The sequence below is a fragment of the Roseibium sp. 10G30-5 genome, assembly GCF_055809635.1.
Genome location: NZ_CM147918.1, coordinates 1,109,199 through 1,127,382 on the forward strand (window position 1 = coordinate 1,109,199; position 18,184 = coordinate 1,127,382).

Annotated in this window: 16 protein-coding genes and 5 pseudogenes; 14 read left to right on the top strand and 7 right to left on the bottom strand. The window is 56.5% G+C overall.

Going from position 1 to position 18,184, the window contains the following annotated elements; genetic code table 11:
* Window positions 1-35 precede the first annotated feature (35 nt).
* Window positions 36-1,580 carry a M23 family metallopeptidase gene (locus AC0L7U_RS05660; RefSeq protein ID WP_473694481.1) on the top strand — a complete coding sequence of 515 codons (1,545 nt, stop codon included), beginning with the start codon at window positions 36-38 and terminating at the stop codon, window positions 1,578-1,580.
* 57 nt (window positions 1,581-1,637) lie between these two features.
* Complete coding sequence (locus AC0L7U_RS05665) at window positions 1,638-2,024, top strand: hypothetical protein (protein ID WP_473694483.1); 387 nt, start codon at window positions 1,638-1,640, stop codon at window positions 2,022-2,024.
* An 8-nt stretch (window positions 2,025-2,032) separates the two neighbouring features.
* On the opposite strand, the gene AC0L7U_RS05670 is transcribed toward AC0L7U_RS05665, so the two are convergent.
* Window positions 2,033-2,467, bottom strand: a complete 435-nt coding sequence (locus AC0L7U_RS05670) for a winged helix-turn-helix transcriptional regulator (RefSeq protein WP_473694485.1) — start codon at window positions 2,465-2,467, stop codon at window positions 2,033-2,035.
* 169 nt (window positions 2,468-2,636) lie between these two features.
* Here AC0L7U_RS05670 and AC0L7U_RS05675 point away from each other — a divergent pair.
* Window positions 2,637-3,390, top strand: a pseudogene (locus AC0L7U_RS05675) (SDR family oxidoreductase).
* Between the two features lie 87 nt (window positions 3,391-3,477).
* Here AC0L7U_RS05675 and AC0L7U_RS05680 read toward each other — a convergent pair.
* A pseudogene (locus AC0L7U_RS05680) lies at window positions 3,478-4,190 on the bottom strand (LrgB family protein).
* Window positions 4,162-4,588: pseudogene (locus AC0L7U_RS05685) on the bottom strand (CidA/LrgA family protein). The pseudogenes AC0L7U_RS05680 and AC0L7U_RS05685 overlap by 29 nt, the downstream one beginning before the upstream one ends.
* A 107-nt stretch (window positions 4,589-4,695) precedes the next feature.
* Here AC0L7U_RS05685 and AC0L7U_RS05690 point away from each other — a divergent pair.
* Window positions 4,696-5,502 (top strand): annotated as a pseudogene (locus tag AC0L7U_RS05690) (LysR family transcriptional regulator); the annotation flags it as partial.
* Between the two features lie 179 nt (window positions 5,503-5,681).
* Here the strand turns inward: AC0L7U_RS05690 and AC0L7U_RS05695 are convergent.
* The 4 genes from AC0L7U_RS05695 to AC0L7U_RS05710 form a co-directional block, all read right to left on the bottom strand.
* Window positions 5,682-6,317, bottom strand: a complete 636-nt coding sequence (locus AC0L7U_RS05695) for a methyl-accepting chemotaxis protein (RefSeq protein WP_473694487.1) — start codon at window positions 6,315-6,317, stop codon at window positions 5,682-5,684.
* A 4-nt stretch (window positions 6,318-6,321) separates the two neighbouring features.
* A complete protein-coding gene (locus AC0L7U_RS05700) occupies window positions 6,322-7,686 on the bottom strand; it encodes a HAMP domain-containing protein (protein WP_473694489.1) in 1,365 nt (454 codons plus the stop codon).
* 291 nt (window positions 7,687-7,977) lie between these two features.
* Window positions 7,978-8,838, bottom strand: coding sequence for an NAD-dependent epimerase/dehydratase family protein (locus tag AC0L7U_RS05705; protein ID WP_473694490.1), 861 nt, complete (start codon window positions 8,836-8,838; stop codon window positions 7,978-7,980).
* A gap of 22 nt (window positions 8,839-8,860) precedes the next feature.
* Complete coding sequence (locus AC0L7U_RS05710; RefSeq protein WP_473694492.1) at window positions 8,861-9,754, bottom strand: helix-turn-helix transcriptional regulator; 894 nt, start codon at window positions 9,752-9,754, stop codon at window positions 8,861-8,863.
* Between the two features lie 144 nt (window positions 9,755-9,898).
* Between AC0L7U_RS05710 and AC0L7U_RS05715 the strand changes: the two are divergent.
* The 10 genes and pseudogenes from AC0L7U_RS05715 to AC0L7U_RS05760 all read left to right on the top strand — a co-directional run bounded on the left by AC0L7U_RS05715 (window position 9,899) and on the right by AC0L7U_RS05760 (window position 18,130).
* Window positions 9,899-11,191, top strand: a pseudogene (locus AC0L7U_RS05715) (ABC transporter substrate-binding protein).
* Between the two features lie 191 nt (window positions 11,192-11,382).
* Window positions 11,383-12,225 carry a carbohydrate ABC transporter permease gene (locus AC0L7U_RS05720; RefSeq protein WP_473694494.1) on the top strand — a complete coding sequence of 281 codons (843 nt, stop codon included), beginning with the start codon at window positions 11,383-11,385 and terminating at the stop codon, window positions 12,223-12,225.
* The gene (locus AC0L7U_RS05725) at window positions 12,225-13,115 is read left to right on the top strand and encodes a carbohydrate ABC transporter permease (RefSeq protein ID WP_473694496.1); all 891 of its coding nucleotides are present in this window, start codon (window positions 12,225-12,227) and stop codon (window positions 13,113-13,115) included. Before AC0L7U_RS05720 ends, AC0L7U_RS05725 begins: the two co-directional genes overlap by 1 nt.
* Window positions 13,116-13,130: 15 nt before the next feature.
* A complete protein-coding gene (locus AC0L7U_RS05730) occupies window positions 13,131-14,213 on the top strand; it encodes an ABC transporter ATP-binding protein (protein WP_473694498.1) in 1,083 nt (360 codons plus the stop codon).
* Window positions 14,214-14,237: 24 nt separating this feature from the next.
* Window positions 14,238-15,227 (top strand): Gfo/Idh/MocA family oxidoreductase, encoded by a 990-nt coding sequence (locus AC0L7U_RS05735; RefSeq protein ID WP_473694500.1) that lies wholly within the window; start codon window positions 14,238-14,240, stop codon window positions 15,225-15,227.
* Between the two features lie 22 nt (window positions 15,228-15,249).
* Window positions 15,250-16,008 (top strand): ThuA domain-containing protein, encoded by a 759-nt coding sequence (locus tag AC0L7U_RS05740; protein ID WP_473694502.1) that lies wholly within the window; start codon window positions 15,250-15,252, stop codon window positions 16,006-16,008.
* Window positions 16,005-17,057, top strand: a complete 1,053-nt coding sequence (locus AC0L7U_RS05745) for a mannonate dehydratase (RefSeq protein WP_473694504.1) — start codon at window positions 16,005-16,007, stop codon at window positions 17,055-17,057. The genes AC0L7U_RS05740 and AC0L7U_RS05745 overlap by 4 nt, the downstream gene beginning before the upstream one ends.
* A gap of 18 nt (window positions 17,058-17,075) precedes the next feature.
* Complete coding sequence (locus AC0L7U_RS05750) at window positions 17,076-17,207, top strand: hypothetical protein (RefSeq protein ID WP_473694506.1); 132 nt, start codon at window positions 17,076-17,078, stop codon at window positions 17,205-17,207.
* Window positions 17,208-18,041, top strand: a complete 834-nt coding sequence (locus AC0L7U_RS05755) for a lactonase family protein (RefSeq protein ID WP_473694508.1) — start codon at window positions 17,208-17,210, stop codon at window positions 18,039-18,041.
* A complete protein-coding gene (locus tag AC0L7U_RS05760) occupies window positions 18,014-18,130 on the top strand; it encodes a hypothetical protein (RefSeq protein ID WP_473694509.1) in 117 nt (38 codons plus the stop codon). The genes AC0L7U_RS05755 and AC0L7U_RS05760 overlap by 28 nt, the downstream gene beginning before the upstream one ends.
* Window positions 18,131-18,184: the final 54 nt, after the last annotated feature.

An 18,184-nucleotide genomic window follows, 5' to 3' on the forward strand; every position in this document is an offset into this window, starting at 1 on the left:
ACACGCAGCCTATTGGAAGACAGAGGACCGTCTTGATGAAGCCGAGCCGTCGCAAGGTGACCCGACCCAACCAGCAAGACGAGAACCTCGACGCACCCCTTTCGGTTCCAAAGACGCATCATCATTTTTCCTGGGGTCATCATGGCCGCCATCTGATCGCCCTGACCTGTGTTGGGGCTGTCTGTGTTGTCGGACTGAGTGTTGGCGTATGGAAATTGCTCGACAGCAAGCATCACGTTCAAACACTTGACGAGATCGCCAAGTTGCAGCAACCGCTGGAACAGGCCCCCGCGCGCGCTGGCAAAGCCATGCTGCGCGCCGGCAAGGAAGTGGTCTCCTGGTTCAAGACCCGCAAGCCGGAACAACTGCGCATCGCCGAGGGCACTCAAAAGGGCGTCACCGCGCTTTACAGCTACCATTTCGTTCGCGTGAATTTCTACCAGCACCAGACGCCCAAGAACCTGCTTGATGAACGCAGCGATCTGAAGTCTGCCCTGCTTCATTCTGCCGTGCTGCATCGCGCCACACTTGAAGAAAACCAGTCCGGAACCAGCGATTTCGACCCCACAGCGACAAGCGACAACGCTTCTGACAACCCGAGACTTATTCAGGACACGCCGATCAATCTCAGCGTCGTACATGCCACGCAGCCGACATCGCGGATTGAGCGCATTGTTGTCTTGCCACGGGACGACCAGTCCCTCGACAAGCTTTTGACCACTGCTCACATGCATGAAAGCGACATCCTTGCCTTTCAGAAGGCGAGCGGTCTGAAAGGCTTGCATAGCGGCCAGAGCCTGTCCCTGTTTTTCCGCACCACCAGTGACACATCCTCCCACATCATCGCCATTCGGGAGACATCGGGCAACAAGCAACTCACGCACGATTACGCCCGCACCCATGAGGGTAAATTTGTTCAGGTGCACGACCGCGACGTCATCTCCAGCCTCAGTGAAGAGGCTATGATGGATGCGCGTAAGGCGACAGCAGGATCGCTTTTGCAGGGTGTCGATTGGGCCGCGGGCCAGAAAGACAACATTCGGGTTCCCGCTGTGATCATGAAGAACCTGCGGAAATTGTCGAAGCTCAACCGCCTGTCGACGCAATGCGGCTTGTCCGACAACAATCATGTCGACGTGCTGTTTCGCACCCCGATCAGCAAAAAGGGCAAGAGCCAACTGGTGTTCGCCGACTTTACTCTGGAAGGCAAGCACCACAAATTTTACCACTATGGTTCACCGGACGTACCGAAGGACTTCTACAACGCTCGTGGAGAATCCATGACCGTTTTCCTGATGCGGCGCCCGGCACTGGACTATAAACGGGACGGCGATGGCTTTGGCTGGCGTATGCACCCTGTGCTGCACAAGCGCCTGTTTCATGAGGGCAATGATTATCCTGCGCCCATGGGATCGCCCGTCGTCTCTGGCGGGGATGGCAATGTCACAGTGATTGGCTGGCAAAAAGGCTACGGCAAATACGTTCGTGTCGAGCATGACCAAGGCTTTGAGACGACCTACGCCCACTTATCCGGCCACCCCAAGTCTCTGCACGTCGGAGAGCGCGTGCATCAGGGCTAGGTCATCGGCTTCGTTGGGTCGACAGGTTATTCTACTGGTCCGCACCTCTACTACGAGTTGCGCGTCAAAGGCCACTACATCGATTCCCGCCATACCCGTATCCGGGCTGGTCGCATTCTCGACGGCAAGAAATTACAGGAACTGCACCGGCAGGAAAGACATACCGCCTGGATCATCGACAACGTCAAGCGCATCAGCGCCCAGACCGTGTCGCTTTCACAAGACCCGAAGTGTCGCGCTCCGGAACTCGTGACCGCGGGCCTGTTGAATGCCAATGGCAATTCGACCGTCCTACGCGGGGTGAAAGACACGCCAATGCCGCGACCTGATGCTGACAATCCGGAAGATGCCGGAGACAGCACCACCTCCGTGGCTTTCGCCGAAACGCCGCAGGATCATCCGACCGTTTTCGACAAGGTATTGCGGTCCGATAACAAGCCCTGACGCGCAGGTCATGGCTTGTCGTCGAACATCTCGCGCGCGTCGCTGACCCGGTCCAGATTCTCAATCGCCCACACCCAGATGTTGCAAAATGCCGCCCCCAGGCTCAAGCCAAGCGCAGACAGTCTGTATTCCACTTTGGGCGGCACACAAGGATACATCGTGCGGATCACCAGGCCATCCCGCTCCATGCGACGCAAGGTCTGGGTCAACATCTTCTGACTGATCTCTGGCACCTCACGCGACAATTGCGTGAACCGCAAGGTTCCCTCTTCCCACAGCGTATCCAGGATCTTGAAGGTCCACTTATCGGCAAACCCTGTGATCAGATCCTTCACCAGCGTTTCAACCTGCGGATCGACGTCTGAGGGATACTCCCGTAGCCGATAGCTCTCAGCGAACGCGATTTCTTCCTGCGTAAAGTCTGTGCCGGTTTCAAATGTCATGATGGCCCTTACCTCCCAAGATGTGCCTGCCAAGCTCGAATATGAAAGCGAGAATCGGCAGAATATCGCATTACTCTCCTTTGAGAGAGTATAAAACTTTCAGGTGCCTTCTTTCATTGCGAAAGCGATCATTCCTATATCAGGTCCCACACCAGATGGAGACATTAAAATGGATTTCACCAAAGCAACGATCCTCATCACCGGCGGCAATTCCGGCATTGGGCGCGGACTGGCTGAGAAACTGCAAGCACGCGGCGCCAAGGTGATCATCACCGGACGCAATCCCTCTTCCTTGCGCGAGACACTGGAGGCCAATCCGGACATGGCCGGTTTCGAACTCGACATCATGGAGGCTGACAGCATCAAAGCCTTCGCCGAGACAGTGCTTGCGGCTCATCCGGATCTGAATGCGGTCATTCACAATGCAGGCATCATGGAAAGCGAAGACATGACGGCAGATCATGTTGACCTCGATGTGCCGACACGCATCATCGAGACCAATCTTTACGGCCCGATCTCGACTGAGCGCTGCCCTGTTGCCGCATCTGCGCAGCAAAGACGAAGCCGCTCTTGTGACCGTATCGTCCGGGCTGGCTTTCGTGCCGAAGGCCGATACGCCCACCTACAGCGCAACCAAGGCCGCAATCCACTCATGGAGCATCTCGTTGCGCCATGAGTTGCGGGATACAACTGTCGAAGTGGTAGAGATCGCCCCACCACTCGTTGCCACCGAGCTGACACCGGGACAGTCGAAAGCTGAACACGCCCTGCCACTGGAGGATTTCGTGACTGAAACCATGAATCTGTTGTGCGCAACCCCAACGCCGCCTGAAGTGCTTGTTCAGCGCGTCCTGCCGATGCGGACCGCCGAGCAGACCGGAACGTTTGAAAAAGTCTTCGGCATGATCAACCCCGGCGCTTGACCTCGTATCGCGCAAGAGTACCGGCGAAAACAAACGGGGCCTCATAGGCCCCGTTTCCATAACTCATGACTTCAGGTGTAATCGAGATCACCGCAAGAATTGCGCCAGAAACGGCGCGACAAGCACATTCAGCAAACCGACCAGAACCATCAAAAGGCCTGCAAACGAGCCTTCGGCGCGACCAATTTCATGGGCACGCGCTGTTCCGGCGGCATGAGCAGCAACGCCGAACAGGGCCCCCGTGCCAACGGCGAGCGAATACGCAAGAGCGTCGACATGCCTTCACCAACGGCTGCACCAAAAACCCCGGTCACCACCACGAAGATTGCGGTCAAACTGGGCAAGCCACCGATATCCGACGAGACCACCAGCGCAAACGGTGTGCTGATGGAGCGTGGCAACAGACTCAGGCGAACCGCCTCATCCAGCCCCAGCAGGCTTGCAAGCTCCCAACTGACTGCAATGGACACCGTAGTGCCCACCAGCATACCGGCCAGCAAGACCGGCCAATGCTCCCGGATCATCTGGCGTTGTTCATAAATCGGCACGGCAAAGGCCACCATCGCCGGCCCCAACAACATCTCCAACCAGCCTGTGCCGTGAATATAAACGGCGTAGCTCGTGTGCAAGACCAGAGCGAGCGCAATCAGCAAAACCGGGGCAACAAGCAAAGGCATCAACCACCAGCGCGGCCAGCGCAGATACACCCGCTTGGAACCAAGATAGAAGAAAATCGTCAGCACCGACCAGAACACAGCCGACGCAAGAAGATCAGCCTTCGACAGCCATACGCTTGTCATGGCGTCTCCCCATCCAGCGACTGCAAAGTTCTACCGTCAGCGCCGTGACACACATGACGCTGAGAACCCCCGCAATGATCACGAGAAAGATCTTGGCCCCCAGCCAACCGAAAAACTCGGGATGCTTGAGAATGCCAAGAACAGCCGGAATGAAGAACAGCAGCATTTCGGCCAGAAACCAATTGGCGCCGCGGCGCAAGGTCAGCAGCTTCACACGCCCGCTCAGCAACAGTGCCAGCACGGCTGCGAGAGCCAGAATGCTGCCCGGGATCGGCAGGTGAAGCAGCGACGAGACGACCTCGCCCAGCAGCCAGTACCAGAACAAGAATCAGAATCTGGGCCGGAAGACTGCGCCGCAAACTGCGGCGGGCACGCACGAACATTGCTCTCGACGTCATCACTCGTTCCTGTTTCCGGGGCCCTCCTGTTCGTTCAGATATAGCGAGTTTGCATACATTCTCAAAATGACTTATTTTTCTAAGTCTAATTCCAATGAGGAATAGTTATGGAGTTCAGGGACCTTCGCGCCTTTGTCGAAGTTGTTCGCGTCAACAATTTCTCTCAAGCGGCCCTCAAGCTCAACGCCACACAGTCTGCCGTTTCGAAAGCCGTGCGGCGGCTCGAAGACGAACTCTCCGTCTCGTTGATCGACCGCAGCGGCCAGCGCAATTTGCCGACCGCCATTGGCGACGTGGTCTATCAGCGTGGCCTGAAGCTTCTGGCCGACCGCGATGCCATGATGACGGAGATCGGCGAAATTACCGGCTTGCGCAAAGGCGAACTACGGCTCGGCTTGCCTGCCATCGGCTCCAACATGCTGTTTGCGTCCACCTTTGCGCTCTACCGCCAACGCTACCCTGGGATCAACATTCATCTGGTCGAATATGGCAGTGACCGGTTGGAGGACCTCTTGCGGGCCGGCGAAATAGATCTGGCCGCCTCGCTGCTACCGGTCGACAAGGCAGAGTTCGTCTGGCAATCGGTGCGCTGCGAGCCGCTGGTCGCCCTTCTCACGCCCTCTCACCCTCTCGCGCAGACCACCGCCTCAAATGGAAAACTCAGTCTCGCGGATCTCGCGGATGTGCCCTTCATCCTGTTTGAAAGCGGTTTCGCGCTCAATCGAATCATTCTTCGGGCCTGCCATGCGGAAAACGTCGAGCCACAGATCACCGCACGCAGCAGTCAGACCTCGTTCATTCTGGAACTGGCAGCAGCTGGACTGGGCGTCGCCTTTCTGCCGCGCATGATTGCCGAACAATCGGGCGCGGCCTCATCATTTGTCATGCGAGACGTCAGGGGATTGGAAACCGCCTGACACATGGCTCTACTCTGGCGGCGTGACAGCTACATACCCCATGCCGCACAGGCGCTTACTCGACATGGTTCCAACCGATGGGCACAGATAACTGCGATCCACGGCGGCAACAGCGCAAAAAAGGCGCGATAGATCTTCACCTGTCGCGCCTTTGATCATCTTGCAGCAATCCGAGCTCAGGCAGCCCGGATACTGGCGATGAATGTGAGCATCTCACGCTTGAGTACGGAGGCCTTATCCGCCAGTTCCAAAGCGGAAGACAGAACCTGGCTTGAGGCGCTGGAAGAGCTGGCCGCGTCCTCACGAATATGGCCGATAGCCCGCGACACCTCATTGGTGCCGGATGCGGCCTCCTGAATATTACGGGCGATCTCACCGGTTGCCGCCGACTGTTCCTCCACCGCACTGGCAATGGACGAAGAGATGCTGTTCAGTTCGTCAATGATAGCGGAAATATCCCCAATGGCCTGAGCCGATTCACTCGTTGACGACTGGATAGAACCAATCTGATCAGCAATCTCGCTCGTTGCCTTCGACGTTTGTTCAGCAAGGTTCTTCACCTCAGCCGCCACAACGGCAAATCCCTTACCCGCCTCCCCGGCACGCGCGGCTTCGATCGTCGCGTTCAACGCCAGCAAATTGGTTTGCTCGGCGATGCCTTGGATAAGGTCGACAATGGCCCCGATCTTCTCGGCAGCACCTGCGAGCTTCTGCACCTTGCCGACAGTCGCTTCTGTCTGTCGAACGGCATTTTGTGACTTACGCGAAGACATCTCAACCTGATTGCCGACCTCACTGACCGTCGCAGTCAATTCCTCAGTCGCCGCTGCAACGGTCTGAACATTGGTCGACGCCTCTTCCGAGGCTGACGCAACCTGTGGTGGAGCGTTCCTCGGTTCCAGCTGATGTGTCCGCCAACGTCTTGGCAGCCTCCTGAAGATGCCCTGCCGCCGTGGAAACCGTCTGAACAATTCCACCAATGGTGGCCTCGAACTTGTCGGCAAGCTGATGTGCTGCGGCACGGCGATCCTCAGCCGACTGCTTTTCGAGGTCAGCCTGTTCCTGCTCCAGACGCACACGTTCAATGCCATTTGTCTTGAACACCTCAACAGCTTGCGCCATTTCGCCAATTTCATCCGTCCGCTTCAGTCCAAAGACTGTGGCCGTGTACTCTCCGTCGGCAATAACCCTCATCGAGCGATTGATCCGCTGGATCGCCCCAGAAAGACGCGATGCCAATAAGAAGGCGATCGCACTCCCGACAAGCACAAAGATGACACTGATCAGAAGGGCTTGCGAGGCGGTGCTTTCGGCCCGCGCCTGAGCTTGCGGCCCAATGGTGTTTTGAACAGCCACAACCCGGTTCACAATAGTCTTGAAGCCCCCCATCATCACCGGGCCGATACGATCCATCTCGGCACTCATGTCATCGCGTGTTTTCAAACCGCCACCAATCGACACGAGCATTCCCCGATACTGTGCAAGACCCGACGAGACTTCAGTCATCAGTTGATGACGTCCCGGATTTTTCAATTCCTTGAGAAGAGTTGCAGCAGCGTTATTCGCCTCCTCCACTCGCTTCAAGGCTTCATCCCGGTACTCGACCTTGGCACTTTTGAGAAACCGCTCCGCATACAGACGGCCAAGAAGCAGGCTTTCCTGCACCCGTCCTGCATAAAAGGCCGCAGCTGGATCGCCATCCTTATAGGCACTCTCCATGATCTTGGAGAGCTTCATACGAATGTCGCGGCCTTTCTCATGCAAGCGGTCCGCGGCTCCATCAACATCCATCTGGGCCTTGGTGAAATTGTCGAGATCACTTGCGTACTTCTCAAACATTCCCAAAAGCTGCGAAACTTCCGTTGAGGTTTTTGCATCGGAAAACAACGCTTTCATGGAGACTTCTGCCTTGCGGACATCCGCAAAACGATCTTTCAAAAGAGCAATGGCCGAAGGGTCATAAGATACGCGATACCGCATAAACTGAAGTCGAGCTTCAATGATACTCTGCACCATCTCACTGACGACAAGCGACTGGCGTGCAGCAACCCGATAATCAACGAACTGCCCCTTGACGTTGGTCAGACCGGAGATCGTGATGACCGCAACAGCGACCAATGCGGTAATGATGCAGGCAAAACCTGCGTACAGCTTGGATTTTACAGTTAGCAAACTTTTCATTCAGGAGAACCTCAACACCGCAGAAGTCACTGGCAATGCCCGCAAACCACTTATGCAAGCACACCTACATCAGGCTTGAGTACGGTTGTTTCTGTTAAAAATCAGGCAACAGAATTACCACCGTTCATTTTAGCGTACGCACAAATACAGATATGAAAAATAAAAAATTATCAAAAAATATATTTATAAACAAATACTTAGATACAAACATTAGAAACATTCAGAAAATATAAAATCATGATCACAAATAATTATGACAGCCTGCACAGGCCGTCGCGGACCGAATAGCTTTTACGAGTGGCACCTTCCTTTCGTGCTATGGCTCTCAGACACTCTTCGTCGGCACCCACCCCAAAATCTGGTTGGCTTTCTGTGATGAGAAAAAGGAAGAATTCCCAACCGGCTCACATCGCTAAGTGGAACCTTCGGATAAAGGGCCGCCGCCATGGCACTGCTTTCCTCATTGATCGTTGTATCGGCGGCCACGACATAAAACACTTCATGCCCGTTGAAATCCGCCGTCAACGATAACAAGCAAGCGCGCGCGGCATCACGTGCAAGCACATACCCCCAAAGCTCCCGACCGCCCTTTTCACTTGTCGGGGTCTGCATATCTGCCGCCATTTTTCGTGTTGCCACCACCCAGTGAAACCGCAAGCTGGCGACGACAAGCTGATCGAACCGGCGCACCAGACTGTCGGCTTGCTGTTCGCAAATCCACTTGGACAGGCTGTAGGCCTCATCGCAATAGGTTGGATGCGCCTCGTCGACCGGAAAATAATCAAAACGTTGCCGCTTCGCATAAGCCAAGCCCAGCGCATTGACGCTTGATCCCTGACAAATACGGTAGATGCCCGCATCAACGGCGGCATGAAGAGCGTTGTAGCTCCCCACCACATTGTTGGCATGAACAACGTGATCCAGATGACCGACGGGACTGGGAAAGGCCGCCATATGGATCAAGGCCTCACAACCTGAGAACAAATCGACCAGTCGGCCGTAGTCGTGCATGTCAGCAACAATGCCCTCCACTCCGTCTGGCAAGTCAGGCAATTCCCGATCAATGGCAACCACCTCATGGCCATCGGCCAACGCCATCGGCAAGATGGCTTGCCCCAATCGGCCCGCAGCGCCTGTCAGTGCAATTTTCATCGTCGTCCCCTCCCGGAACAGATCATGATTCAGTGCTGATCTCGGCCCGGCGCGGATGCACCAGATCAACTTGCGCTCTTCGCCGGTATTTCATCGGGCTGGTCCCATGAACCTCCCGAAACAATCGATAGAAATGGCTGAGGTCCTCCACCCCGCATTCCAAAGCAATTTCAGTGATTGCCAGATCACTGTCGACCAGATGACGCGCCGCCTGATCCATGCGCAAGGCATTGACATAAGCCGATGGTGTCTGACCAAAGATTTGCCGAAACGTACGTGAGACATGCTCATGGCTGCGCTCACTCAAATCGACCAATGCCGAAACGCCCTTTCGTAAAACAGCCGGGTCCGACAGGCCCTGACAGGCAGACACAAGCCACTCAGGCGCTTCCGCAGGCGCATCCACCGCCTCGGTCAACAAACCATCCGTCAGAGACAGCAGAAACGTTTCGATACGCGCAAGGGAACGAGCGCCACGGCTCAGGCGCTGCTCCAGTAACGACAGGTCTCGCATCTGGACGGCATCCAGCACAAAGGATGCCGGCATGTTTCCTTCGGCCCAGAAAAACCGGCCTTTCATCTCGACCGAGTACCGATCGAGCAGATGATTGGCCGTTTCCCGACTAAAAGCGACATTAATCATCTGGCAGGCAGGGCCTTCGGCATTTTGGAAGGCATGCCAGTCACCGGGCCGGATAAATGTCAAGGTGCCCGCGCGGACCGGTTCAATGGTTCCATTGATGAAATGCGTACACCAGCCGGAAACGATCCAGAAGCATTCGAAGAAATCGTGATCATGAAACGACGGCGGCGGCGCCCGCTCGATGAAAGGGCGCGAGATATGAAACCAGTCATTTGCTCCAATCTTTGAGTTCAAATTGACTGTGAACCGCTCGGTAATATCAAATATTCCCATAAAACCATCAAACGCGCCCAAGAAAACATAGAGATATTTGAAATAGCTTATCAATGGTTGTCAAGTGTCGGTCATAAGGCGTTTCCGGGGAGGGAGACACCACACGGCCTCATGACGCTAAGGCAGCTTCTAGGGAGGAAATAAATGTTCAAGCAAGGACTTCTGGCCGGCTGCCTGTTGGCGGTTGGTGTCATGACACAGCCCGCATTTGCCACCACGGTGCGTATTGCCGAGCATCGTCAGGCCCGCATTGATGCACTCAAGGCTGTAGTGCCGGAGATCGAAAAGGAAACCGGTATCAAGATCGACGTGATCGAGTACCCCGGTCCCGATCGGGAATATATTTCCAAGCTGCTGACCGAATTGGCAGCAGGCACCGGGCCTGATATTTTCCCAATTCCAGATGCGCAGATCGTCGACTTCTCGGCCGCCGGATACCTTGGCCGATCTGACAAGCGCCGAACAGGCTTCGGACAATTTCAAGCAGCTTTATCCCGTCGCGCAAAAGTTGGCGACCTCCAGTGACGGCAAGATCTTCGTCGTGCCGACAATGCTCTCGGTTCAGCAGCTCTACTATCGCCGCGATGTTCTGGAAAAAGCGGGTGTCTCGACGGCGCAGCCAAAGTCCTGAAAGACCTTCTCGAGCGCGCGGTCGAGGCCAAGAAAAAGACAGGCGACTATTCACTTCTTCTGCCGATGGGCGTGACATGGGGCGGCGGGGTCTACAACGAAGGGTTCCGTTATCTTCTGGCAGGCAGCTCTACCCCCCAGATCTTGGACGAGAAAACCGGTAAGCTGAACCTCACCAGCAAAGGCATCCGCGAGGTCTTCGGCTTCTATCAGCAGATGGTCAAGGACGAGCTCCTGCCGGTTGATCCACTGCTTGGACCAGAACCCTGGGTGATCCCGAAATATCAGATGTTTCCGGCAGGCAAGCTGCTCATTACAAGCTGTGGCTCATGGTGCTACATCTTCGACTGGGGTTCGCAGAGCAAGAACCCGATTCCCAACATCACCAAGACCGTTGGCACATGGTCCGTCCCGGGCAGGGATGGTGGCGAACACGTCATGGTCGGCCTCAACCATCCCTGGGCTGTCAGCAGCAAGGCGATGGATGAAGACGCCGCCAAGAAGGTTGCTGTCGCCATGGGGTCGGTTGATCTGATGGTCAGCTATGCCAAGCAGGAAGGCAATCTGCCCGCCAGCACTAAAGCCGTCGACAATGCCGAGTTCCAAAAGCTGACACCGCTGGTGCCGCTGATGAAAGACCTGAAGAACGGGACTTTCCTCAAAAGCGCCCTTAGCCTGTCCGCCGTCAGCGAAGGCGTTGCCCGTGCCAGTGAAGCCCTGCTTCTTGGTAAGACTGATGCTGCCGGAGCGCAGAAGATCCTTGTCGATTACGTCAAGAACACGCTCGGTGACGATCAGGTCGAATAACGTGCCTCTGCCATGGCCGCCACGCTGTCAAGGCAGGTAGGCGGCCATGGTCTCGCTGACCCTTCCCTGACGATCCAAAGGTATCCAGGCCTCTGGCCTGCCCCTTTTTGCGACGTCTGGCAGCCCTTCTCTTTTCAGACAAGAGTTTCACGATGTACATGTTCGAACGCCGGGAAGCATGGCGGAACAGGATGCTGATCCTGCCATCCGTTGCCCTTCTGACAGCCTTCGTGTTGTATCCGGCAGGCTTTGCCTTCTACACCAGTCTGACCAATCAGTCGCTGACGGGGCTTGCCGCAATGCACCCCCGGTTTGTCGGTCTTGCCAACTACACCAAGCTGTTCACCGATGCAGGGTTCTGGCATTCGCTCGCCATCACCTTCTGGTTTGTGCTGTTTTCTGCTGTCATCGGCCAATTGGCACTTGGTCTTCTCTCCGCCATGCTGCTCAACAAGCGGTTCCTGCTGCGCCCCATCGTCAATGCCATCATCCTGATGCCCAATGCGGTGCCGGAAGTTGTCGCGGCGCTAATGTGGGCCTCTGTGCTGGCAGCCGGAAAATACGGCACGTTGAACAACATCGTTGCCTGGTTCGGTGTTGATCCGCAGCGATGGCTGGCGACTTTTCCGCTGACCATGATCGTTATCGTCAACATCTGGCGCGGCATCGGCTTTGCCATGATCCTGATGACCTCAGGTCTCAGCTCGATTTCCAAAGAGCTGTATGAAGCCGCCCGCATGGATGGCGCCAACACCCGTCAGGTCTTCCAGCGCATCACCCTGCCGCTGCTGATCCCGACAATCTTTCTCTATCTGCTGGTTTCCACCGTCTCGACATTGGCAATCTTCGGCCTTGTCTTCGCCCTCACCCGTGGCGGGCCTGCCGGCGCAACGGAACTCATCGGCATCTACATCTACAATCAATCATTCAACGCCTATCAGCTCGGCTATGGCTCCGCCGTCGCGGTGGTGCTTCTGGCGTTCTCACTCCTCATCGGCCTGTTCTATGTTCGCATTCTGAAGGTGGAAGTGTAATGGCAAACGGGAGCGACACAACCAAAGCCGTTGCCAGCCGGTTCGGCCTCTTGCTGCTCATCAGCGTCTACTGCTTCATGCCCTTCATCTGGCTGTTGCTGGCTGCTTTCGACCCGAATGCCGGGCTTTTTCTGGAAGTGCCGAAAAGCTTCTCGCTGATCAATTTCGTCAATGTCTTTTACGAGCAGCACGGCCTGCGCTGGCTGATGAATTCACTGATCGTGTGCGGTGGTGCGACCCTGCTTGCCCTGGTACTGGCAGGCTTTGGCGGCTACACTCTGTCGCGCACCCGCGCCTGGTGGAAGCGGCCCTTTCTGTATTCAATCATCCTGATCCGGGTGATCCCGCCCACCGCCCTCATCGTGCCGCTGTACAAGGTCATGCTGAGCGGCAATCAGGTCATTGCCGGGATCATCCGCCCCATCGCCGGATCAGATTATTTCCGGCCCTTGATGCATATCTTCGGTTTCATCGATGGCTATCTCGGTCTGATCCTGATGCTGGCCACCATGCAGTTGCCGCTGGCGTTGTGGATCATGAAGACCTTCTTCGACACCGTCTCCACCGAGTATGAAGAGGCTGCGGTCATGGATGGCGCCACGTTCACACAGCGCCTGCGCCGTGTGCTCTTGCCACTGGCCATGCCGGGACTTGCCGCCTCTGGCCTCTTTGCCTTCATCGCAGCCTGGGGGATTTCCTGTTCCCCCTCACCTTCATTTCCTCACCGGAACTGCGCATGTTGCCGCTTGGTATCTATGCCGCGTTCCTGCGTGCCAACCAGATCGACTATGGCTTCCTTGCCGCCGTCGCCATTGTCTATACCGCCCCTGCCGTTATCGCCTTTGCCCTTGCCCGGCGCTATCTCGTGCAGACCTTCGGCGGCGGTCTGAAAGGATAGACCCGATATGTCTTCAATCAAACTGACCAATGTCCGCAAACGCTTCGGTGGCCTGGAGGTAATCAAGGGCGTCAACATCGACATCGAGGATGGCGAATTCGCTGTGTTCGTCGGCCCTTCCGGCTGCGGCAAATCAACACTGCTGCGCATGATCGCCGGTCTGGAATCCATCTCCGACGGCGATTTTCATCTCGACGGCGAGCGCATGAACGAGATCTCGCCTGACAAACGCGGGTTGGCCATGGTCTTCCAATCCTACGCTCTCTATCCGCATATGACGGTGGCCGAAAACATCGGGTTTTCCCTTGACCTCAAGGGAACCGATAAGGGTGAGATCAAGCGCCGTGTCGACGATGTGGCCGAGCGATTGCAATTACACACATTGCTTGAACGACGCCCGCAGGAGCTGTCCGGCGGACAACGTCAGCGCGTTGCCATCGGCCGCGCGATCATCAAGGAACCGAAGGTCATCCTGTTTGATGAACCGCTCTCCAACCTTGATGCCGCGCTGCGTGTGCAGATGCGTGCCGAGCTGCAACAACTCCACAAGTCCACCGGATCGACCATCGTCTATGTGACACACGACCAAGTGGAGGCCATGACCCTGGCAGACCGGATCGTGGTTCTCAACGACGGACAGGTTCAACAGGCAAATCATCCTATCCAGCTCTACAAGGAGCCCGACAATCTGTTCGTTGCCCAGTTCATCGGCTCACCGAAGATGAACATCCTCCCGGTCCGCGTCGACGCTGCAGATCCAACCTCCGTCAAAGTCGCGACGGATCAGGGCTGGTCCATTGCGCTGGACCGCACCAACACCTTGCAAGTCGGCGACACGGTTCAGCTTGGCATTCGCCCCGAAGCCTTCACGCTCGCAGAGCCGCATGCCGCAGACCTCACAGTAACGGCATTGCTGTCGGAACGGCTGGGGATGGAAACCTATGTCTCATTCCAAACCGGCGGCGAACCTGCCATCGCCCGCATCGCCGGCGACCATCAGTTCAACTCCGGCGACACCGTGCCTCTCTGCCTGGACCGACACGCCTGCCACCTTTTCGATCATGCCGGACAGATCATCCGGCGGGTCTGACCTCGATTGACAATGGAGATCAACATGCCTTTGAAACTCGGCGTCATCGGCTGCGGCCTCAAGGCCGTTGGCTACGCACGCTCTTGGGTAAAAAGCCCCAACGCCCCGCACTTCGTCGCCTTGATGGACACCAGCTCCACCTCGGTCGACCGCTTCATCGACGCAGTCAGCGGCAACGGCACCACACCACGCACCTATGAGACAGCCGACGCCCTGCTGGAAGCAGAAGCAGGCCATCTCGATGCCATCTACATCTCAACACCTCACGCCTTCCATTCCGGCTATGCCAAGGCAGCCCTGGAGCGCGGACTGCATGTCCTTCTGGAAAAGCCGATGGCTTTGAATGCCAAGGAAGCAAGTGCCATCATCGCGGCGCGTGACAAGACAGACTGTCAGGTCGTCGTGGCGTATCAAGCCTCTCTCTCGCCGCTTCTCGCACGCATTCGCGCCCGCGCCCGCTCGGGCGAGTTTGGAGATCTGCTGGCGGTTAACGGCGAAGTCTGGGAAGACTGGCAAGACCGCTATGTTACGAGTTGGAAGCAGATTCCGAAATTATCCGGCGGCGGCTTCCTGTTCGATACCGGATCGCATCTGCTCAATGCCACCCTTGAGATGACAGGCAAAGCCTTCACGCAGGTCGCTGCAACGCTGATGTCACGCGACCACGACTATGAATTGGTTGGCGGTGTCTTTGGCCAGCTTGAAGGCACAACGCCGGTTAATCTGACCTTCTGTGGCGACACCATTCCAGGATGTGAATCATCGCTGACGCTCTATTTCGAGGATGCCATTGTCCGCGTTGATATCTGGGGTAAATGGGCTGAAGTGCGTCAAGGTCCGGTCACGACCCGTGAAACCGCCGGCGAAGATCTCGATGCCGTGTTGCAAACCTTTGAAGACACCTGCGCCGGACATATCAGCAACCCTTCTACGCCAGAGCGCAGCCTGCATCTGGCAGAGCTATGGGACCTGATCAAACACTCCTCGCAATCGGGCGCAGCCCCTTTGCCCTGACCACAAACCCCGGAGAGCTGGCATGACCCACCCCATCCGCATCACTATCTGGAATGAATTCTGGCATGAAACCAACCAACCCGAAATCCGTGCTGTTTATCCCGATGGCATTCACACTGCGATTGCTGAGGGCATCGCCAGTGATGACTTCGAAATCCGCACGGCCACCTTCTACGACGACGACTTCGGCTTGACCGACGACGTTCTGAACACCACCGATGTGCTGTTCTGGTGGGGTCATGTGGTTCACAAGGATATTCCTGACGAGCTGGTCACGCGCATTCAAAAACGGGTTCTGGATGGCATGGGGCTTGTGGTTCTCCACTCTGGCCATCACTCCAAGATTTTTGGCCGCCTGATGGGGACCTCCTGCAATCTGAGCTGGCGCGAGCACGAAGGCGGCGAACGTGAGCGCGTCTGGGTCATTGATCCAGCCCATCCAATCGCCAAAGGTCTGCCGGAAAGCATTCTGGTGCCGCAAACCGAGATGTACGGCGAGCCCTTCGACATTCCTCAGCCTGATCGTCTTGTTTTCATTAACTGGGTGGAAGGTGGCGAAGTCTTCCGCTCCGGTTGCTGTTATCATCGTGGCCGTGGTCGTATTTTCTATTTCAGCCCTGGTCACGAAAGTTTCCCGATCTACTATCAGCCGGAGATCCGTCAGGTTCTGGCCAATGCGGCCCGCTGGTGCGCCACCCGCCACGAAGACGGAGAACGTATGGTCAACCGCCACAAGGTTGAGCCGCTAGAGCCAATCCGCACGACGGAGACAGGCCAATGAGCATCCGCCTCGCCATCGGTCAGTTCAAGGAACTCACCGATGAGATGCTGCGTTACGCGGCACAGACCGGCGTCACCGGCCTTCAGATGAACAATCCCCACCTGCCCGGCGACGTTCGCTGGGAGGTGGACGACATCCGCCCACTGGTAGAAAAAGCGCAGAATCATGGTCTCACCTTCGAGGCTATCGAAAACGTGCCGGCACAATTTTACAACAAGGCCATGCTGGGACTGCTTGGGCGCGATGAACAGATCGAGAATTATCAACACACGATCCGATCCGTCGCGCGCGCAGGGATTCCCATCCTTGGATTTCACTTCACGCCCAGCGGTGTGTGGACCACCGACCGCGTCACCCCGACACGGGGCGACGCCATGGCCCGCACCTTCGACATGGCCTTGGTGGATGCCGCCCGTGACAGCGTTGACGAGTTGCGCGCGTTTCTGCCAAACGGCCTTGGCAATCAAGATGCCCTTCCTCTTCATGCAGGACCCGATGACGTGATCACTGCAGAGGAGATGTGGGCCAATTACACCTATTTCATCAAAGCCGTTCTGCCCGTTGCCGAAGAAGAAGGCCTGCGGCTGGCACTGCACCCGGACGATCCCCCTGTCGAAAGTCTCGGCGGCGTGGCCCGCATTTTCAACAAGCCGGAGAATTTCAGGCGCGCCCATCAAATTGCCGGGGACAGCCCTGCCTGGGCGCTGGACCTATGTCTCGGGTGCTGTTCGGAAATGCCCGGCGGACGCCAGAATGTCATCGAAATGATCGAACACTTCGCGCCCTTGAGAAAGATCGCCTACGTTCATTTCCGCGATGTGAAAGGCAGTGTGCCGAAATTCACGGAATGCTTCATTGGCGATGGAAATTTCGATCCGGCGGAAATTCTCACCCTTCTGGTCCGCAATGGCTTCGATGGTTTCATGATCGACGACCACGTTCCCAAGATGGATGGAGACACGCCTTGGAACCATCGTGGCCGCGCACATGCAATTGGCTATATGCAAGGGCTCATTCGCATGGGAGAGTATGCCAAAGCCTTCCAATAAGAAAACAGGAGCAGGAGCTTGGCAGATCTCGACTTTTTCCTTGGCGCCTATACGGCCGGGGATCCCGCAACGATCAAGGGTGGTATTCAACACGTTCGGGTTCCGGATGCAGAAGACCCGGCCAGCGCTGACCTGACGCTGGTCGCCTAGGTGACCAATCCATCCTGGATTTCCGCGTTGCATGACAGTGATCTGCTGTTTGCGATCGAAGAGGTGGATCTGAGTAAGACGCCTCGTTTCCTGACCTACAAGATTGATGGCGCACAATTAGTACCTGTTGGAGAGACCGAAGTGCCCGGCAGTGATGCCTGTCATATCGCGGTCTGTCCTCATCGCTTTCTGGCTGCAAGCGCCCACTACAGCGACGGCTCGGCAGCTCTTTGGAAAATACCGCCGGAGGGAGGCCCTGCGGTGTTACTGGAACGCTTGCAATTTGATACCACAGGGCCCAACACAGCCCGGCAGGAAGCCTCGCACGCACACTTCGTCTGCTTTTTCGACAATGGGCGCAGTCTGGCAGTGACAGATCTCGGCGGCGATGCCGTGCATTTCTATGAAGTTTGCCCGGGAGATAGGCCACGGCTGATCCTGCATCAGCGTCTTGCCATGCCAGCCGGCTGCGGGCCGCGCCATATGGTACTTGCCGCCAAAGACCGGATGTATCTGGCCTGCGAACTCAACGAACGCGTTTACACGCTGACTCGGCAGAATGGCATCTTCGAAATCGATGCAGGGATCGCGCCCTTCGACGAGGGTTCAGCAACAGATGGCGCACTTTCGGCCGTTCGCCTGTCGCCCGATGGACGCTTCCTCTATGTCGCCGGTCGCCTGCAAAACGCCATTGGCTGGTTGCAAGTCCAGCCAGACGGCTCATTGGCTCCGGGGGGCTACGCCGATTGCGGTGGCGACCACCCGCGCGACATGGCGATTGACCCGAGCGGAGCCTATGGCTCGTCGTGGCCAATCAACACTCCAACAGTCTGACGCTCTTCACGCTCGATCCGCAGTCTGGTGCCGCGATCCGCATTCCCGGCAGTATCAACACGCCTCGTCCTGCCTGCATTTTGTTCTGATAAAGCAAATATAATCACGCCGCTGAAATTGACGTGCAAGCACCGCAAGTCAAT